This window comes from Cryocola sp. 340MFSha3.1 (assembly GCF_000383315.1).
Lineage (GTDB): Bacteria > Actinomycetota > Actinomycetes > Actinomycetales > Microbacteriaceae > Leifsonia.
In genome coordinates, this window is record NZ_KB911087.1 from 494,577 (window position 1) to 512,108 (window position 17,532).

Genomic DNA, 17,532 nt, shown 5'->3' on the forward strand with positions numbered 1-17,532 from the left:
GACCCCCCGACGCGTCCGGAATGGGGAGCACTCCCCATGCACACCGGGCCGATCCCGCCGGGCCACGCGGGAAGCGCCTCAGTCGTCGGTGCCACGGTCCTCCCCGGATGCCGTCCGGTCAAGTGCGGCCTGGGCATCGGTGTCGTCGTGCTGGTCGAGCAGCGGGAGGTCTTCGACGCCGACCAGACGCGTCGTCACCGCGTACTCGACGAGCCGCGCCCGGCGGTTCGTCGCGAGCTTGCCGCGGCCGCCGCGCAGCCCGGCGACGCCGAGTTTGTCGAGCTTGTCGCAGACGTTGTCGAGCTTGCGGTTGAAGGTCGTCATGCTCCAGCCCAGGCGCTCGGCCGCCTCGGCGGAGGTCGGGATGGTGCCGCGGCCGGGAACGGTCTGCGTCAGGACTCCCTCGGCGAGAGCGACGATCAGTTGGCGCTGGCTGGTGGTCAGCGTCACCGGGAGGACGGTGGTGGAGCCGGCCGCCGCATCCACCTGGACCGCCGTGTTGAAGTAGTCCTCGTCGCTCGAGATGGTGAAGTCGTACGTCGTCGCACCCGCGCTGAACATCACGTGCATCGTCTGGAAGACGATCGGCAGCTTCGCTCCCGGTGCGAGCCAGGCCTGCATCGTTCCCGTCGCATCGGTGACCGTCGCGGTCAGCAGCGTGCCGACGTTGCTCAGCCACCACATCCCGTAATCGTGCCCGACGGTGAGGAAGCGGCGGTGCAGGTACGGGTTGTCGTCGATGGTGAGCTCGGCCTCGCGGCCGATCCCGAACTCTGTACCCGGCTCGACGCTGTAGAGCTCGCCGCAGAACTCGACCGTGAGCGGCTTCGCGGCGGTCACGGCGTGCACGCCTTCAGCTGCTCGGAGGTGCGGCCGGCGCGGACCGTCGCGACATCGATGCACACCGGGACGCCTGGCGTCAGATTCGTGAGGGTGACCTTCCGCTCCGCCGTGACGGACGGCCCGTTGGTCGTGCCCTCCTGCTGCCAGGTGAATTGGTCGTCCTTCTGCGCGTCCGCCGTCTTCCAGGTGAAGGTGGCGCTGGCGCCGTCCGGGGCGCGGACGGCCGAGACCAGCACTGGCGGCGGCACGACGGTGACAGCGATGCTGCCGCCGTCGCTCGGCTGCGCTCCGGGGCCGGTGGATGCGGAGGGAGCGGCGACGAGGTTGGCCACGACGGCCGCCGCGACCGCCAGGACGACGACCGCTGCGGCGCCGACGCCGATCCACGTGAGGAGGCGTCGACGCGGGTCGCGCGGACCAGTTGATGCGTCCTGGCCGGATGCGTCCTCCGCCCCGGACCGCGCCGTCCCGTCGCCCTCTTCGGCGGCCGGGCGCGATCGGAGGATGGTGTGCTCCTGCACGGGCTCGGCCGACGGGTTGTCGTCGGTCGTGGCGGAGCGCGCGGGCGGCTGCGCCGAGATGGGAACGACCCCGCGGATGCGGGTGGGCTCGGGCTCGGGCGCCGCGGGCGCGGCAGGGGCGGGCGGGCGCTCGGCAGAGGGCGCGTCGACCGTATTCGGCGCGGGCGCCGGCTGCTGCGCCCGGATCGTGGCCACCGACCGCGCGCGGGTCTCCTGCTCCCCGCCGTCCGCGGACGGTCCCGGCCGAGCATCGCCCACGCTGAGGTTCGGCACGTCGATGCTGGTCGGCGCGAGGCCGAGCTCCAGCTCGACGCGCTGCAGTGCCCGGGCGAAGTCGACGGCCGTCTGGTAGCGGTCCTCCCGGCGGGTCGCCATGCCCCGCCGCAGGACGGAGGCGAGCGACGCCGGCACATCCGGCCGGTCGAGCGGCGTGATCATCCCGCGCTCGATGCGCCCCATCAGGTCGAGGGTGCCGTTGGAGCGCCCGGGGACCTCGAACGGCGTCCGCCCGGCGAGGAGGGTGTGCACGGTCGCGGCGAGCGAGAAGATGTCGCTGCGCACATCCGGATCCGGGTCGTCCGAGAACATCTCCGGCGGCGACCACGGCACACTGAGACCGACGCTGCGGCTGCCGGAGGTCGCGGTGTCCGACGGCGAACTCCGCAGTTCGGACAGCGTCGTGGTGTGCACCGGCAGCTCCTCCAGCGCGGAGGCGATGCCGAAGTCGGTGAGCGCCGGCCAGCCGAGCGCGTTGGTGAGCACGTTCGCGGGCTTGATGTCGCGATGCAGGATGCCCGCCGCGTGGGCGGTCGCGACCGCGCTGGACAGCCGGACGCCGGTGCGCAGGGCGTCCTCGACGCCGATCCGCTCCCGCTTCAGCCGGTCGGCCAGCGACGGCCCCGAGCAGTACTCCATGACCAGGAAGGGGCGGTCGTCTCCGGCCACGCCCGCGTGGAAGATCGTGACGATGTAGGGATGCGCGGAGAGCCGGGCCATGACGTTCGCCTCGGCGACGAAGCGCGCGCGCGCCGACTCGTCCACGCCATCCGTCAGCAGCACCTTCACGGCGACGCTGCGCTTCGGCAGCTGCTGCTCGTAGAGGAAGACGTCCGAGAAGCCACCGGATCCGAGCAGGCGGATGAAGTGGAAGCCGTCGAGCTCGGGCGGCTGCGAGGCCATGCGCCTCATCCGGCTGCCTCGACGGTCAGCGTCGCCCCGCTGCCCAGGTCGATCACGGTCCCGAGGACGACCGTTGTCGGCTCGCCGCTGCGAAGCTTCTGCGGCGTCTTGCCGGGCAGGACGATCATGGTGCCGTTGCGCGAGTGCAGGTCGGTGACGACGACACTGTCGCCCTCGACCGCGACGGCGACATGGGAGCGCGAGATGTCGTCCTCGGCGGTGGTCAGCGTGACGGGACGTGCGCCGCGGAGTGCTGGCACGGCCGACACGCTCGGTGCGCGGCCGACGACGACCGGCGCCGACAGCGGCTCCCGGCGGCCGTCGGACAGCAGCACCGCGAACGTCTGCGGCGCGGGCTCGCGCGCAGGCTCCTGCTCGGTCTCCGTGGGTCGCGCACGCTGCGGCAGGTCGCCGCTCATGACGGTTAGCCCGTCGTGATCGCCCGCGAGGCGGCCGGCGGCCGGCGGGAAGGAGTCGGTGATGAAGCCGGGGAGGTCGATCTTCGGCGGGGCCGCGTCCTCCTCCTCCGGGCGGACGGCCGCGTCCTCGACGCTCCGCACCATCGTCGCCCCGAAGAGGTGGTCGTAGCCGGGCGCCTCGGACGGCTGCGCGGGCGCCGGGGCTGCGTCGGCGGACGGGACGTCGGTGAAGGTCGCCTCGGGGACGCGTGTATGCGGGTCGGGCTCGGCCGGCGCTTGCTCCGCGGGCGCGGGCTCGAACGCCTCGACGGCCGGTCCGGCGATCACCGGCTCAGGATCGACCTGCTCGGTGGATGCCGATTCGGAGCCGGCCGCGCCAGTGTCCACAGCCAGCGCGTCCACCGGTCCGGTCTCGCGCTCGCGACGCGGCGGGGCCGCGACGGTCGCGCCGACATCCTCCGTCTGCTCCGCGGCGGACCAGACCACACCGCCGGACCGCACGACGCCCTCCACGAGCGGGAGCGTCTCCCCCGCGGCGGCGCCCAGCGTCACGGCGGTCGCGTCGGTCAGCTGCGTCTCGACCCACGACGACACCCCGGAGGCCCGCACGGTGCGCTCGGGTCCGCCGTCCGCGATGGTCGCGCTGGCCGTACCCCGCACCGCCAGCAGCACCGGACCGGTGGATGCGTCCAGCAACGCGAAGGACGGCGTGCGGCTCAGCCCACCGGCGACCAGCGCATCCAGTGTCTCGGCGAAGCCCGCTCGGACCGCCTCGAAGAGCGCCCGCAGCCGCGCAGGGTCGGACTCGGCCACCAGCAGTGCCCGCGCACCCCCCGCGACGACCGCCCACTCCCCGGCTGCCGCCTGCTGCACTTCGAACACGGACGACCTACTCCCTCGGCTGCGTGTCTTCGAACTCCCGACCGCTGCCGTCGGCGCGTTCGCGCGTGTCGACGGGGGCCGGGGCGTCTTCCCCGGTCACCGATTCAACCACGATCACGGTGATGTTGTCGTGGCCACCGGCCTCGTTCGCCGCATCCACCAATGCGGACGCCGGGTCGGACGGCCCCTGCGCGAGGATCTCGGCGATCCGCTGATCGCTGAGCTCGCGCGTCAGTCCGTCGGAGCAGATCAGGAAGATCTGGCGGCCGGTCTCGGCGACGAGCCCGCTGTCCGTGTCCACGAAATCCTCGGCCCCGAGCGCGCGGGTGATGACGTTGCGCTCCGGGTGCACCGCCGCCTGCGCCTCGGTGATGAGGCCGGCATCCACCAGCTCCTGGACGGCGGAGTGGTCGACGGTCAGCTGCCGCAGCTGCCTGCCGTCCCACGCGTAGACGCGCGAGTCGCCGACGTTGACGACCATCCACTGCTCGGCCGCCAGCTCGGGCACGCGGACGCGGACGATCCCGGCGAGCGTGGTGCCCGCCACCGCAGCACCCGACTCATCGGCGCCCGAGAGCGACCGAACGGCGGCGTTCGCCTCGTCGATGGCGCGGATCACCTCGTCCGGTGTCGGCCGAGAGCCCGGCTGCAGCGTGCGCGCGAGGCTCTCCACGGCCGTCCGGCTGGCCAGGTCGCCGCGCGCGTGACCGCCCATGCCGTCGGCCACGACGAACACCGGATCCTGCGCCAGAGCGCTGTCCTCGTTGACGTGCCGGACCGCACCCGTGTCGCTGCGGACGGTCACGCCGACGAGAGAGCTCATGTGCGGGGGTCCTCCTGCGTGCCGTCGGCGACCGTTTCCTCGGCCTCGTCCTCGTCGGATTCGTCACCGTGAATGGCCTCGGCGACGCTGGTGCCGCTCATCCGCAGCTTCACCAGACTTGCAATCGTAGCGACAACCATGGCGCCGACGATCACCAGCAGCGAGGTCCAGGTGCTGATGTCGGGCGCCCACTCGATGTGCTCGCCGCCGTTGATGAACGGCAGCTCGTTCTCGTGCATGGCGTGGAACACCAGCTTCACACCGATGAAGGCGAGGATGAACGCGATCCCGTACTTGAGGTACACCAGCTTGTCGAGCAGGTGCCCGAGCAGGAAGTACAGCTGCCGGAGGCCCATCAGCGCGAACACGTTCGCCGTGAACACGATGAACGGGCTCTGGGTGATGCCGAAGATGGCGGGGATGGAGTCGAGGGCGAACAGCAGGTCGGTGGTGCCCAGGGCGATGAACACGATGATCAGCGGCGTGAACATCCGTCTGCCGTCCACCACCGTGCGCAGCTTGTTGCCGTTGTACTGGGTCGACACCTTCAGGTGCTTGCGGGCGAACTTGATGAACCAGGAGTCCTCCGCGCCCTCGTCGTCGTGCTTGCCGAAGGCCTGGTTGAACGCCGTCCACAGCAGGAACGCGCCGAACAGGTAGAAGATCGCGCTGAAGCTGGCGATCAGACCGGCCCCGAGCAGGATGAACACCCCGCGGAAGATCAGCGCCAGGATGATGCCCACCATCAGCACTTCCTGCTGATACTTCCTCGGCACCGCGAACCGGCCCATGATGATCACGAACACGAACAGGTTGTCGATGCTGAGGCTGTACTCCGTCAACCACCCGGCGAGGAACTGCCCGGCGTGCTCCGCATCCCCCACCACCAGCATCAGCAGGGCGAAGATCAGCGCCAGCGCCACGTAGAAGGCGACCCAGAGGGCGGACTCGCGCGGGCTCGGGATGTGCGGCCTCTTGAAGATGATCAGGAGGTCGAAGGCGAGGATCAGCAGGAGGACGACGAAGGAGCCGATCTCGAACCAGAGGGGAAGCGCGGTGTGCAACGGGGGACCTTTCGGAGGGCGCGGAAAAACACCGAAAGTCTCTCCTGCACCTCGTGGGTGCCGCTGTGCCCGGGTCCGCTGCCTCGCAGACCGTGTTGACGTGCACAGCGCCGACCGGGCACAGGTTCTCACCTGCCGCCGAGCCGTCCGGGATACTCCCCTTCGCTTCGGACATCCTAGTGCCGTCGGAGGTCCGGCGTAGGGTGCGGACGTGGAGCGGGTGGCATTCGACAGCACGGTGATCGCGACGGCGGGCTACGACCCGTCCGTGCGGACGCTCGAGGTCGAGTTCGTGTCCGGCGAGGTGTACCGCTACTTCCTCGTGCCCGCGCGGGTGTGGCGTGAGCTGCGCGGCGCCGAGTCGGCGGGCTCCTACTTCAACGCCGCAGTGCGCGACCACTACCCGGAGGAGTGGATGCCGGGCGGCGCGAAGGACTGACCGGCACGGCTCCCGGTCCCCTGCGAACCCGGATAGGCTCGGGATGCGGAGACGGCCCAGTGACGCCGGAGAGGGGCCGTTCCTCACACCGAGATGGGACCCGGGATGCTGCAACCGACCGAAGCTGTCGACGTCCGACGTCGCAACAGCGTTCGCGAGTCCGGTGATCCGTCCGGCCGCCCGATCGTCTTCGCGCACGGCTTCGGCTGCAGCCAGGAGATGTGGCGGCGGGTGGTCCCGCATTTCGAGTCCGACTTCCGGGTGATCGTCTTCGACCACGTCGGCGCGGGCGACTCCGATGTGAGCGCCTACGACCGGGCCAAGTACGACTCGCTTCACGGCTACGCCGACGACGTGCTCGAGATCTTCGAGGCCCTCGACCTCCGCGACGCCGTCTTCGTCGGCCACTCCGTCAGCGCGATGATCGGCGTGCTGGCCGCCAACCGCTCCCCCGAACGTTTCGGGCGCCTGGTGCTCGTCGGTCCGTCGCCGCGCTACATCGACGAGGGCGACTATGTGGGCGGTTTCACGCGTTCCGACATCGATGGCCTGCTCGACACCCTCGACGACAACTATCTGGGGTGGTCGGAGGCGATCGCGCCCGTCATCGCCGGCAACCCCGACCGACCGGAGCTCGGCGCGGAACTGACCGCGAGCTTCTGCCGGACCGATCCGGCGATCGCCGGCCACTTCGCCCGCGTCACCTTCCTCTCCGACAACCGCGCCGACCTCCCCGACGTGACCGTGCCGACCGTCGTGCTCCAGTGCGCGGAGGACGCGATCGCCCCCGGCCCGGTCGGGCGCTACGTTCACGAGCGAATCCCCGGCAGCGTGTTCGTCCAGCTGAACGCCACCGGCCACTGCCCGAACCTGTCCGGTCCCGATGAGCTGGCCGCGGCCATCCGGAGCTCGCTGGCATGACGGCGGAGGAGATCACGTCCGAGGGACCCGCCGCGGATGCGCTCTACGACCGCGCGCCCTGCGGTCTCGTCACGCTGACCGAGGGCGGCCGCATCCTGCGCGTCAACGCCACCTTCGCCGCGTGGACCGGTCGCCCGGCCGACGAACTCGTCGGGGCGCCTCTCACCGATCTGCTCGAGCCGGGAGCGCGGATCTTCTACGAGACCCGCTTCCTCCCCGTCCTCCATCTCCAGGGTGAGGTGCGTGAGGTCGCCCTGTCGTTGCGCACGACCCACGACGACGCCCTGCCCGTACTCGTCAACGCAGTGGTCGACGAGGCCGAGGCCGGCCCGCTCATCCATGTCGCCGTCTTCGACGCCAGTCGCCGCCAGGACTACGAGCGCCAGCTGCTCGCCGCCCGCCGCATCGCGGAGGGGTCGGAGGCGCGCACCCGCGTGCTCCAGAACGCGACCACCGCCTTCGGCGAGAGCGACACCGTGGAGATGCTGGCGCAGGCTCTGGCGGAGAGCGCGCAGCAGGGTCTGGGCGCGATGGCGGCCGCCGTCTTCCTCGACGACCACGAACCGCATCTGGTCGGAGGGACGGTCCCGCTGGATGCCGCTCTGCTGCCCGGCGGACTGCCTGCGCTCGGCGCGGTCGGACCCGCGCTCGCGACCTGGTCCGTGCGGGATGAGCTGGCGCACCCGGACGTGGCGACCGCCCTCCGCGCAGCGCGCCTCGACTCCATGCTGACCGCTCCCCTCGTGCACGCGGGCGCGGCGATCGGGACGCTGGCCTGCTACTTCTCGCGGCCGCCGGAGCTCGACGAGCATGCGGTCGAGCTGCTCGGCTCGCTGTGCCGTCAGGCGGCGCAGACCGTCGCCCGCCTGACGCTGCAGGCGCAGCTGGCCGCGATCGCCCTGCACGACCCGCTGACCGGGCTCGCCAACCGGGTGCTGCTCCGCAGCCACATCACGGCGAGTGTCGCCTCGGCGATGGAACGGCAGGAGCCGCTCGCCCTGATCTTCGTGGACCTGGACGACTTCAAGTCCGTCAACGACGAACTCGACCACACCGCCGGCGACACCGTCCTCAAGCTGATCGCCGCGCGCCTCGTCTCCGCGGTCCGCGGCGACGACCTGGTGTGCCGGTACGGCGGCGACGAATTCATCATCGTCTGCCAGAACACGGACCACGAGCGCGCCTCCGCGATCGCCGAGCGCATCCGCGTCGCGGTCAAGCAGCCCCTCCACGACGACGGCTGGCAGCGCGTCATCACCGCCAGCGTCGGCGTGACCGTGCATGCGGCGGGACCCGCTCGCGTCCTGAGCGGCCCGGAGCTGCTGCGCGTCGCCGACAAGGCGATGTACCGGTCGAAGGATCGCGGCAAGGACCAGGTCAGCGTCATCACGCTGTAGGTCACCGGCTGTTACACTTATCGGAAACGATAAGGAGGCCGGATGTCGATCGCAGAGATCGCCGGATCGGTGCGGCGCGCGCGGAGGATCCCGCAGACAGTCGTCGCATCGCGAACCGGTGAGGCCGCCTCCAACCTGTCGGTCATCGAGAACGGCCGCCGCTCCCCGCGCGCCGACAAGCTCGACAGCATCCTGCGCGCGTCGGATGCTCGGCTGGCCGCTATCCCGACCATCCGTCCCGGTGCGCTCGAGTCGAGTGCAGCCATCCGCCGCGAACTGCTGGGGTCGGACGCTTCCGCCGCGTTCCGCGCCTGGCTCACCTACAACGACGCTCTCGCTGCCGAGGATGCCGTCAATCGCGTCGTTCTCGCCGCGTTTCCTCCCGAACCGACCGGCAGCAGCCTGTTCGACGCGGCCCTTGCCGCGATAACCGAGTATCGCCTGTCAGAGACGCGGTCACCGATCCCGCCCTGGGTCGCAGAGGCGCCCACGCTCGATGAGCCGACCATCTTCGCCGGCTCGCGCTACGTGACTCACGTAGCTGCGGAAGAGGTTCCCGACGCATTCCTGCGCCGAGGCGTGTTGATTCCCGAAGCCACCCTGCGGAGCGTGTGACGTGAACTCTCTCGGTCGCGAGGACATCATCGTCGGGTTGCGCCAGGTCGTTCATGAGCTCCACGCCCGAGGAGCGCGCGCGACGATCAGGATCGTCGGCGGAGCTGCGATCATGTTGCGCTACTTCGAGGACCGTCGGATCACCCCCGATGTGGACGCGTCGATCAGCACGGACATCGATCTCGAAGAGATCGTCCGCACGATCGGAAACGCCCACGGCTGGCCGCTCGACTGGCTGAACACCGCTGCGGCAGGATTCATCCCTTTCGCCGGCGAGAATCACTGGGAGGCCATCCACGATGACGACACGGTCTCCGTGTGGGTGGCCACACCTCCGTGCCTGCTCGCGATGAAGCTGAAGGCGGCGTGACGAGGTCGTGACGACGATGATGTGGCGGTGCTCCTCGCGTACCTCGACATCGACACGATCGACGAAGCGGAGGCGGTGTTCGAGTCGCAGTACCCCGGTGAGCTTCCGCCGCAGCGCGCGTACGACATGCTCGCCGATATCCTCCGGATCGGGGTCCCCGAGATTCAGAGGCCTCCGGCGGTCGACCTGCGGTAGCCGTCGAGTCACCGGTCCATGCGTGGGAAGCTCCCGACGGCCCGGTTTGACCCAAGAAAAAAGCCCGGACGCCAGTCAGTGACTGGCATCCGGGCTGTTGGTGACCCCAGCGGGATTTGAACCCGCGTTACCGCCGTGAGAGGGCGACGTCCTAGGCCGCTAGACGATGGGGCCGTCTGGCAACTAGAAGATCATGCCACAGATGGGCGTGCTGTGCCAAAACGGGGACGGCGTCCCGGGCGCGTCGCTCAGGCGAGCACGCGGAGCGCGCCGGCGGCGACCGAGACCTCGATGGGGAGGGGTCCGATCCGCTCGCCGTCCGCGTAGGCGACGACGCCCTCCGCCTCGATCCGGACGGACGAGACGCGCAGGATGCTGACCTCCGGAAGGCCGGTGTGCTCGCCGCGGAAGACCTTCGGAAACATGCGGAGGAAGCGCACGCGCGACATCGGCCCGACGACGAAGAGGTCGAGGAGGCCGTCGGAGAGGTCCGCGTCCGGGACGATGCGCATCCCGCCGCCGAGCGACCGGTTGTTGGCGACCGAGACGAGCATGGCATCCACGTCGATCGTCCGGCCGTCGGCGTGGATGCGGTACGGCCGGGGTGTCAGCGTCGCCAGTTCGCGCAGCAGCGCGATGATGTACCGGCTGCGACCCCGCGGTCGCGACATCAGGTTGGCCCGCTCGTTGACGGTCGCATCGAAACCGGCGGAGACGACGCAGCCGAACCACGTGGTCAGTTCGCCGTGACGGATCGTCCCCGCGTCGATCGTCCGCGGCTCGCGCTGCAGCGCATCCAGCAGCCGGTCGATGGCCGCCTCGGTGTCGTCGATCGGGATGCCGAGGCCGTCGGCGAGGTCGTTGCCGGTGCCGCTGGGGACGATGCCGAGCGGAGTGCCCGTGTTCGCGACGAGGTCGATGCCGAGGTTGGCCATCCCGTCGCCGCCGACCACGACGAGCGCGTCGGCGCCGTCCGCCAGCGATCGGGCGGTCTCGCGACGGAGCAGCTCGATGTTCGCCTCCCCCATCGCGACGACGCGGTGACCGGCGTCGCGCAGGCGCTCGATGACACGCGGGCCGACCTCGCGGCGATGGCCGAAGGACGCCATGGGGTTGACCGCGACGACCACGGCCCGCGGGAGTGCGGTCACGGTCCCGATGATGGCACAGGCGGCGCCCCGCCTGCCGAAGGCGGGGCGCCGGTGCGTCGGAGCAGACGGCCGGCCGTCAGAGGCGGACGCGGCGCAGCAACTGGGCGTTGATCGCGACGACGATCGTCGAGAGCGACATGAGCACCGCGCCGAACGCCGGCGACACCACGATGCCGACCCCGATCGCGACACCGGCCGCCAGCGGGAGGGCGATGACGTTGTAGCCGGTCGCCCAGGCGAGGTTCTGCAGCATCTTCCGGTAGGTCGCGGCGGAGAGTGTGATCACCTTCGCGACGCCGCGCGGGTCGCTGGAGGCGAGGACGACGCCGGCCGACTCGATGGCCACGTCCGTCCCGGCGCCGATCGCGATCCCGACGTCCGCCTGCGCGAGGGCCGGGGCGTCGTTGACGCCGTCGCCGACCATCGCCACGCGGGAGCCGTCCGCCTGGAGGCGGGCCACCGTGCCGGACTTGTCCCCAGGCAGGACCTCGGCGAACACCTCGTCGATGCCCAGCTGGGCGGCGACCGCGTCGGCGACGGCCTGCGCGTCGCCGGTCAGCATGGCGACGCGGACACCGCGATCCCGCAGCGACCGGACGGCCTCCCGCGATTCCGGTCGGACGACATCGGCGAGAGCGATCATGCCGGCGACGTGGTCGCCGCGCAGAACGTAGACGACGGTCTGCCCCTCGGTGGAGGCTCGATCGGCGGCCGTGCGCACGGCATCTCCTGGGGTCAGGCCGCCCTCGGTCAGCAGCCGGGGCGCGCCGACGGCGACCCGCTCGCCGTCGACGGTCGCGGCGGCTCCGCGGCCCCCCAGAGCCTCGAACCCGGACACCGGTGCGATCGTCAGGCCGCGCCGGCGCGCCTCGCGGACGATGGCAGCGCCGATCGGGTGCTCCGCCGGCGCCTCCACGGACGCGGCGAGCGCCAGCAAGGCGTCGGCGTCGCCGTCGTCGGCGACCACCGCGGCCACGCCCTGGCGGCCCTCGGTGAGCGTCCCGGTCTTGTCGAACAGCACGACGTCGACGCGGCGGGCGTCCTCCATGGCATGCCGGTCGCGGATCAGCAGCCCGTTGCGAGCACCGATGGCGGTGGAGATCTGGGCGACCAGGGGGATGGCGAGGCCGAGCGCGTGGGGGCACGCGATGATCAGCACGGTCACGACCCGCTCGAGAATGAATGCGGGGTCGCCCGGCCGGAGCAGTGTCCACACGATCAGGGTGACGGTGGCGACGGCGAGCGCGACGTAGAACAGCCACGCCGCCGCGCGGTCTGCGAGAACCTGGGTTCCGGACTTGCTTGCCTGCGCATCCGCGACGAGCTTCATGATGCCGGCGAGCGCGGTGTCGCCGCCGGTGCGACCGACCCGGACGACGAGCGAACCGCTCCCGGAGATGCTTCCGGCGACGACCTGCTCCCCCGGCCCGCGTGTCACCGGCTTCGACTCCCCAGTGAGGAGGGACTCATCCAGATCGCTCCGGCCGTCGACGATCTCGCCGTCGGCAGGCACAGCCGCACCGGGGCGCACGCGCACCAGCTCGCCCACGCGCAGCTCGGAGACCGGCACGGAGACGGGCTCGGCGTGGATGTCGGACACCCGCTCGGCCGTGTCGGGCAGGAGCTTGGCGAGCTCGCCGAGCGCGTCCTGCGCGCCCATGACAGCGGACATCTCGATCCAGTGACCGAGCAGCATGATCAGGATGAGGGTGGCGAGCTCCCACCAGAAGTCCATGCCCGGGAGGCCCAGGGTCACGGCGACGCTGTAGCCGAACGCGACCACGATGGCCAGCGAGATGAGGGTCATCATGCCCGGCTGCTTGGCTCTCAGCTCATCCACGGCGCCCCGCAGGAAGACGAGCCCGCCGTAAAAGAAGATGATGACGCCGAAGACCGCGGGGATGTACTGGCTGCCGGGGAATCTCGGCCCGTCGAGCCCGAGGATCTCCTGCAGCCCCTGCGAGAAGACGAGGGTCGGGATGGTGAAGACCAGCGTCAACCAGAACTTGCGCTTGAAGATCGCGGGGTCGTGGCCCGCGTGACCGGAGTGGTCGTGCCCGGAGTGGTCGTGCGCCGCGTGATCGTGCTCCGCGTGACCGGAGTGGTCATGCGCAGCGTGATCGTGCCCGGCGTCGTCGTGGACCGTCGTGTGCTCGTTCTTCTCGTCCATGTCATCCGCAACAGTACCCCCTAGGGGTATATTCCTCAATCGTGTCGTCCTTGCATGCGCATCCCATCCGGTATTTCCTGGGAACCATGAGACTCACCAAGTTCGAGCACGCCGGCCTCCTCCTCGAGCAGGACGGACAGAAGCTGTTCGTCGACCCGGGCAGCTTCACCTCTCCCCTCACCGACACCGCGAACGCCGTCGCCGTGGTCATCACCCACGAGCACCCCGACCACTGGACCCCGGAGCAGTTGAATCGCGTTCTCGACCTCTCCCCCGACGTGAAGATCTTCGGCCCGGAAGGCGTGGCCGCCGCAGCCTCAGACTTCGACATCACCGTGGTCCACCCGGGCGACACAGTGGAGGCCGGCCCGTTCACCCTCCGCTTCTTCGGCGGGCGCCACGCCGTCATCCACGAGAGCATCCCGGTGGTCGACAACGTCGGCGTGCTCGTCAACGACGTGCTCTACTACGCCGGCGACTCGTTCTCGGTACCGGAGGGCGTCGAGGTGGATGTGCTCGCTGCCCCCGCGGGCGCACCCTGGATGAAGATCGCCGAGACCATGGACTACGTGCTCGCGGTGAAGCCGAAGCGGGCCTTCCCCATCCACGAGATGGTGCTTTCGCGCGCCGGCAAGGACATGTCGAACGGACGCCTGACCTGGGCGACCGAGCAGAACGGCGGCACCTTCTACCCGCTGGAGCCCGGCGACTCCCTCGACCTGTGAGCGAACGCCCCGCGGTCGTCTGGTTCCGCGACGACCTGCGGGTCGCGGACAACCCTGCCCTGCACGCAGCCGTCCAGACGGGCAGCCCGGTGCTCTGCGTCTTCGTCTGGGACGACGAGACGCCGGAGCTCCGCGCTCCCGGCGCCGCCAGCCGGTGGTGGTTGCATCATAGCCTGGCGTCGCTGACCGAGTCGCTGGAGCGCCTGGGCGCCGGGCTCGTCCTGCTGCGCGGGCGGAGCGAGACCGTCATCGAGACGGTGCTGCGGGAGACCGACGCATCGGCGATCTTCTGGAACAGGCGGTACGGCGGCGCGGAGCGACGCATCGACGAGGCGGTGAAGACCGCGGCGCGTGCCTCCGGCGTCGAGGCGGCGAGCTTCGCCGCCACCCTCCTCTTCGAGCCGTGGACGATCCGGACCGGCCAGGACACCCCGTTCTCGGTCTACACGCCGTTCTGGCGGGCCTGTCTCGCGGCCCCTGCGCCGCGGAAGCCGGGGCCGGCGCCGCGGGGAGTGCATGGCGGAAGCCTGCCCCGGTCGCTCGAGACCGTGACGCTCGACGAACTCGGGCTGCTTCCGACGCATCCCGACTGGGCCGGCGGCCTGCGCGAGACGTGGGAGCCGGGCGAGAAGGCGGCGCAAGCCCAGCTGAAGCGCTTTCTCGCCGACGATCTGGGCGACTACCGCGAAGAGCGCGACGTACCCGGTGTCGACGCGACCTCGCGGCTCTCTCCCCGGCTCCGCTGGGGAGAGCTCAGCCCCCACCAGGTGTGGCACGCGACGATCGAGAAGCGCCAGGGCGCGACGGCGCAGAGCGCGTCGACCTTCCTCTCGGAGATCGGCTGGCGCGAGTTCGCCTACAACACACTCTTCGAGCACCCGGATCTGGCGACCGTGAACATCCATCGCGAGTACGACTCCTTCCCGTGGCCGCGGCTGCATCCGTCTGCGCTGCGGGCCTGGGAACAGGGTCGCACCGGCGTGCCTTTGGTGGACGCGGGGATGCGCGAACTGTGGAGAACCGGAGTCATGCACAACCGGGTGCGCATGGTGACCGCATCGTTCCTGATCAAGAACCTGCTCATCGACTGGCGCCACGGCGAGCAGTGGTTCTGGGACACCCTGGTCGACGCCGACCCCGCCAACAACGCCTTCAACTGGCAGTGGGTCGCCGGCAGCGGCGCGGACGCGGCGCCGTACTTCCGCATCTTCAACCCGGAGCTGCAGCGGCAGAAGTTCGACCCGCAGGGCGACTACGTGCGCCGCTGGGTTCCCGAATGGGACACCCCCGACTACCCGGAGCCGATCGTCGACCTCGCGGAGACGCGTCGCGCGGCCCTCGCCGCCTACGACGTGGTCAAGCGCTCACGCTGACGCGAGCGGGAGCTCAGCGCCCGTGCTCGGCGAGGATCTGGTCCACATCGATGCTGCGCAGCAGCGCCTCCCAGTCGATCGCGCGCGCCTCGTCGGCGACCTCCTCGTCGGCGAGCACGCGTCCGGAGCGCTCGACGACGACCCCGCGCGGCAGCATCCGGTTGAGCTCGGCCAGGATGGCGTCGTCCACCGCCTCCGTGTCGAAGTCGGCGCCGACGCGCGCGTAGTAGTCGCCGGACAGCGTGTAGGAGACGATCCCGGTTTCAATGCGGCTCATGTGCCGCATGCTAGCCCGTCCCGGCTGCGAATCGTCAACCGGCTCCCCGATCCGGGCGCGGGCGCGGGCCAGGGCGGCGGGCGTGGGCCGGTGCGACCGACGCGGGTACAGTGCGCCGCATGACCGATCGATCGGATGACACCGCAGCACCCCGCGACGCCGACGAGCTCACCGATGCCGTCAGCGACCTCGGCAAGACCGACACCGACCGCCTGGAGACGGTGCAGGAACGGAACGACTCGCTGGAGGAACGCCTCCCGGACAAGAGGGACCTCCCCCGCACCCACGGCACCCCCGGGCAGGGGTAGCCGCGTCGATCCGTCCCCGACCGGGGACTGGGGCACCGCCCGCCGGCTCGATACCGTGGCCGGATGAGTACACAGCGGATGCGCGACCGCGCCCCCGGGACGGCCGTGATGGAGCAGGTTGTGCGGCTGCAGGAGGCGTCTCCGCCGCGCTCACCGCTGGCCCGCGCGTTCGGGATGGACCCGCTGCCGGCCGACGCCCAGCCGTGGTTCGCCGGTGCGCTCGGAGAGCGTCAGGTCGGCGCGACGCTCGCACGGCTCCCCAAGGGATGGAGCGCATTCCACGCCGTCCCGGTCGGCTCCGGCGAGGCGGACGTCGACCATCTCGTCGTCGGCCCGGGCGGCGTGTTCGTCGTCAACACCAAGCACCACCGCGGCGCGCGCCTGGCGGTGTACGACCGGTCGGTGCTGGTCAACGGCGTCAAGCAGCCGTACCTGCGCAACTCCGACCTCGAGGCCTCGCGCGTCCGCGGGCTTCTGCTGCGTGCCGGGATCGAGGCGCCCGTCCACGCGGTGATCGTGGTCGTCGGGGCGAAGGAGGTGCGCCTCCATCGCAAGCCGGTCCGCACCGCCGTGGTGCGCTCGGAGTCGCTCGTGCGCTGGCTCACCCGCCGGCCGGCGGCTCTGGATGACGAGACCGTCGCGCGGGCGGCTCGCCTGTTCGACGACCCGGCCAGCTGGCGGGCCGTCGAGTCGCCGGGCGACACCGCGGAGCGCTTCGGCGCGATCGAGCGCGAGGTGCGCAGCGCGCAGCTGGTGCGCGCCGGCTGGGGACTCGCGGCCGGCCTGGGCCTCCTCGCCGTCGCCCTCCCGTTCCTCCCGTTCCTCCCGTTCCTCCCCCACTGACGGTCCCACGCCGACAGCTCCTGAGTTTTTCCGCGTTTTCGACGAAGAAAGGCCGAAAAACTCAGGAGCCGTTGGTGTGAGAGGCGCCGCGGGGGTCAGGCGAGGTGCGCGGTCGTGCGCATCGTCAGCGTGACGGCTCCCTCCGCCTCGGCGAGGTCGAGCTGGATGTCGGCGCCGGTGAGCTCGGTGAGCGAGCGCAGGTGGGTGCCGCCGCACGGGATCTCGACAACGCCCTCCGGCAGCTCGGCCCGCCAGCGGCGCCGGTCGCCGAGACCCTGGCGAGCGCCCTCCCGCACGATGGAGATGGCGGCGCCGCTCGCGATCCAGTCGGCGAGGGTGCGATTCGCCGCGGCGGTCACCTCGTCCAGCTGCGCGGGGAGGTCGGCGGCCGCGAAGCCCTTCTTCCGCAGGCTCTTGCCGATGCGGTACTCGTCGAGCGAGCCGCCTTCGAGGATGCGCGAGCTGGTGATCGCGAGCTGGTCGAAGTTGGGGCGGCCACGACCGTCGACGGCGACCTCCTTCGTCCACAGGCCGGCGAGCGCGTCGTTCAGGGCGAGGGACGCCAGATGGCAGGCGGTGTGCCCGGCGGAGAGGGCTCGGCGTCGGGACGGGTCGACGCTGACGGCGACGGCCGCTCCCGGCTCGATGCCCGCGGCGTCCTCGACCAGGTGGCACACGACGAAGGCCCAGCCCTCGGTCCCGGTGCGGACCGGCGCGTCACCGACGTGCAGAGTGGTGCCGTCGGTCGCGCCGACCACCCCATCCACCACCTCGTAGGCACGCCCGTCGACGGTCAGAGTCCCGGCGTCGGCGGGCTGATCCGGCCACACCGGGTCGACGGGATGGAACGCGGTCCGGTCCACCACGACCGCCGAGCGGCCGTCGGGCAGAGGCTGGACGAGGACGACGGTTCCGGTGGAGGTCAGGTCGCCGTCGGGATAGGTGACGGCGGTGTCGATGGAGGGCAGGCTCATCCCTCCAGCCTAGGTCGGCGCAGACGGCACGCCCGCGCGTCCG

19 protein-coding genes and 1 tRNA gene are annotated in these 17,532 nt (G+C 70.9%); 10 read left to right on the forward strand and 10 right to left on the reverse strand.

What is annotated here, in order from left to right:
* Window positions 1–78: 78 nt before the first annotated feature.
* The 5 genes from H284_RS0102350 to H284_RS0102370 are packed head-to-tail and all read right to left on the reverse strand — an operon-like array spanning window position 79 to window position 5,731.
* A complete protein-coding gene (locus H284_RS0102350) occupies window positions 79–849 on the reverse strand; it encodes an FHA domain-containing protein (protein ID WP_018190644.1) in 771 nt (256 codons plus the stop codon).
* The gene (locus tag H284_RS0102355) at window positions 837–2,543 is read right to left on the reverse strand and encodes a serine/threonine-protein kinase (protein WP_018190643.1); all 1,707 of its coding nucleotides are present in this window, start codon (window positions 2,541–2,543) and stop codon (window positions 837–839) included. Before H284_RS0102355 ends, H284_RS0102350 begins: the two co-directional genes overlap by 13 nt.
* A 5-nt stretch (window positions 2,544–2,548) precedes the next feature.
* Entirely contained in the window at window positions 2,549–3,844 is a 1,296-nt protein-coding gene (locus H284_RS0102360) for an FHA domain-containing protein (protein ID WP_018190642.1), read from the reverse strand.
* Window positions 3,845–3,851: 7 nt separating this feature from the next.
* Window positions 3,852–4,667, reverse strand: a complete 816-nt coding sequence (locus H284_RS0102365; RefSeq protein WP_018190641.1) for a PP2C family protein-serine/threonine phosphatase — start codon at window positions 4,665–4,667, stop codon at window positions 3,852–3,854.
* Window positions 4,664–5,731: a TerC family protein gene (locus H284_RS0102370; RefSeq protein ID WP_018190640.1), complete on the reverse strand. Its 1,068-nt coding sequence runs from the start codon at window positions 5,729–5,731 to the stop codon at window positions 4,664–4,666. The genes H284_RS0102365 and H284_RS0102370 overlap by 4 nt, the downstream gene beginning before the upstream one ends.
* A gap of 211 nt (window positions 5,732–5,942) precedes the next feature.
* On the opposite strand from H284_RS0102370, the gene H284_RS0102375 reads away from it, so the two are divergent.
* From H284_RS0102375 to H284_RS20990, 6 genes are all read left to right on the forward strand, one after another.
* On the forward strand, window positions 5,943–6,170 hold the full coding sequence (locus tag H284_RS0102375; protein ID WP_020075013.1) for a KTSC domain-containing protein: 228 nt from the start codon (window positions 5,943–5,945) through the stop codon (window positions 6,168–6,170).
* A gap of 105 nt (window positions 6,171–6,275) precedes the next feature.
* The gene (locus tag H284_RS0102380; protein WP_018190638.1) at window positions 6,276–7,091 is read left to right on the forward strand and encodes an alpha/beta fold hydrolase; all 816 of its coding nucleotides are present in this window, start codon (window positions 6,276–6,278) and stop codon (window positions 7,089–7,091) included.
* Window positions 7,088–8,488, forward strand: a complete 1,401-nt coding sequence (locus H284_RS0102385) for a sensor domain-containing diguanylate cyclase (protein WP_018190637.1) — start codon at window positions 7,088–7,090, stop codon at window positions 8,486–8,488. Before H284_RS0102380 ends, H284_RS0102385 begins: the two co-directional genes overlap by 4 nt.
* Window positions 8,489–8,530: 42 nt before the next feature.
* The gene (locus tag H284_RS0102390; protein ID WP_018190636.1) at window positions 8,531–9,103 is read left to right on the forward strand and encodes a helix-turn-helix domain-containing protein; all 573 of its coding nucleotides are present in this window, start codon (window positions 8,531–8,533) and stop codon (window positions 9,101–9,103) included.
* Between the two features lies 1 nt (window position 9,104).
* Window positions 9,105–9,473, forward strand: a complete 369-nt coding sequence (locus H284_RS0102395; protein WP_018190635.1) for a DUF6036 family nucleotidyltransferase — start codon at window positions 9,105–9,107, stop codon at window positions 9,471–9,473.
* 27 nt (window positions 9,474–9,500) lie between these two features.
* Window positions 9,501–9,668 (forward strand): hypothetical protein, encoded by a 168-nt coding sequence (locus H284_RS20990; protein ID WP_166645308.1) that lies wholly within the window; start codon window positions 9,501–9,503, stop codon window positions 9,666–9,668.
* A 98-nt stretch (window positions 9,669–9,766) separates the two neighbouring features.
* Here the strand turns inward: H284_RS20990 and H284_RS0102405 are convergent.
* The 3 genes from H284_RS0102405 to H284_RS0102415 form a co-directional block, all read right to left on the reverse strand.
* A tRNA-Glu gene (locus tag H284_RS0102405) sits at window positions 9,767–9,842 on the reverse strand.
* A gap of 74 nt (window positions 9,843–9,916) precedes the next feature.
* The gene (locus H284_RS0102410; RefSeq protein ID WP_020075014.1) at window positions 9,917–10,819 is read right to left on the reverse strand and encodes a diacylglycerol kinase family protein; all 903 of its coding nucleotides are present in this window, start codon (window positions 10,817–10,819) and stop codon (window positions 9,917–9,919) included.
* Between the two features lie 76 nt (window positions 10,820–10,895).
* Window positions 10,896–12,989: a copper-translocating P-type ATPase gene (locus H284_RS0102415; RefSeq protein WP_020075015.1), complete on the reverse strand. Its 2,094-nt coding sequence runs from the start codon at window positions 12,987–12,989 to the stop codon at window positions 10,896–10,898.
* Window positions 12,990–13,075: 86 nt separating this feature from the next.
* On the opposite strand from H284_RS0102415, the gene H284_RS0102420 reads away from it, so the two are divergent.
* Together H284_RS0102420 and H284_RS0102425 are read left to right on the forward strand one after the other, a co-directional pair.
* A complete protein-coding gene (locus H284_RS0102420) occupies window positions 13,076–13,714 on the forward strand; it encodes an MBL fold metallo-hydrolase (protein WP_020075016.1) in 639 nt (212 codons plus the stop codon).
* Window positions 13,711–15,087: a cryptochrome/photolyase family protein gene (locus H284_RS0102425; RefSeq protein WP_020075017.1), complete on the forward strand. Its 1,377-nt coding sequence runs from the start codon at window positions 13,711–13,713 to the stop codon at window positions 15,085–15,087. Before H284_RS0102420 ends, H284_RS0102425 begins: the two co-directional genes overlap by 4 nt.
* Before the next feature lie 13 nt (window positions 15,088–15,100).
* Here H284_RS0102425 and H284_RS0102430 read toward each other — a convergent pair whose 3' ends face one another.
* The gene (locus H284_RS0102430) at window positions 15,101–15,364 is read right to left on the reverse strand and encodes a hypothetical protein (RefSeq protein ID WP_018190629.1); all 264 of its coding nucleotides are present in this window, start codon (window positions 15,362–15,364) and stop codon (window positions 15,101–15,103) included.
* Between the two features lie 119 nt (window positions 15,365–15,483).
* Between H284_RS0102430 and H284_RS0102435 the strand changes: the two genes are divergently transcribed.
* A complete protein-coding gene (locus H284_RS0102435) occupies window positions 15,484–15,672 on the forward strand; it encodes a hypothetical protein (RefSeq protein WP_020075019.1) in 189 nt (62 codons plus the stop codon).
* Between the two features lie 63 nt (window positions 15,673–15,735).
* On the forward strand, window positions 15,736–16,515 hold the full coding sequence (locus H284_RS0102440) for a nuclease-related domain-containing protein (RefSeq protein WP_231371049.1): 780 nt from the start codon (window positions 15,736–15,738) through the stop codon (window positions 16,513–16,515).
* A 95-nt stretch (window positions 16,516–16,610) separates the two neighbouring features.
* Here H284_RS0102440 and H284_RS0102445 read toward each other — a convergent pair whose 3' ends face one another.
* Entirely contained in the window at window positions 16,611–17,489 is an 879-nt protein-coding gene (locus H284_RS0102445; RefSeq protein ID WP_020075021.1) for an alanyl-tRNA editing protein, read from the reverse strand.
* Window positions 17,490–17,532: the final 43 nt, after the last annotated feature.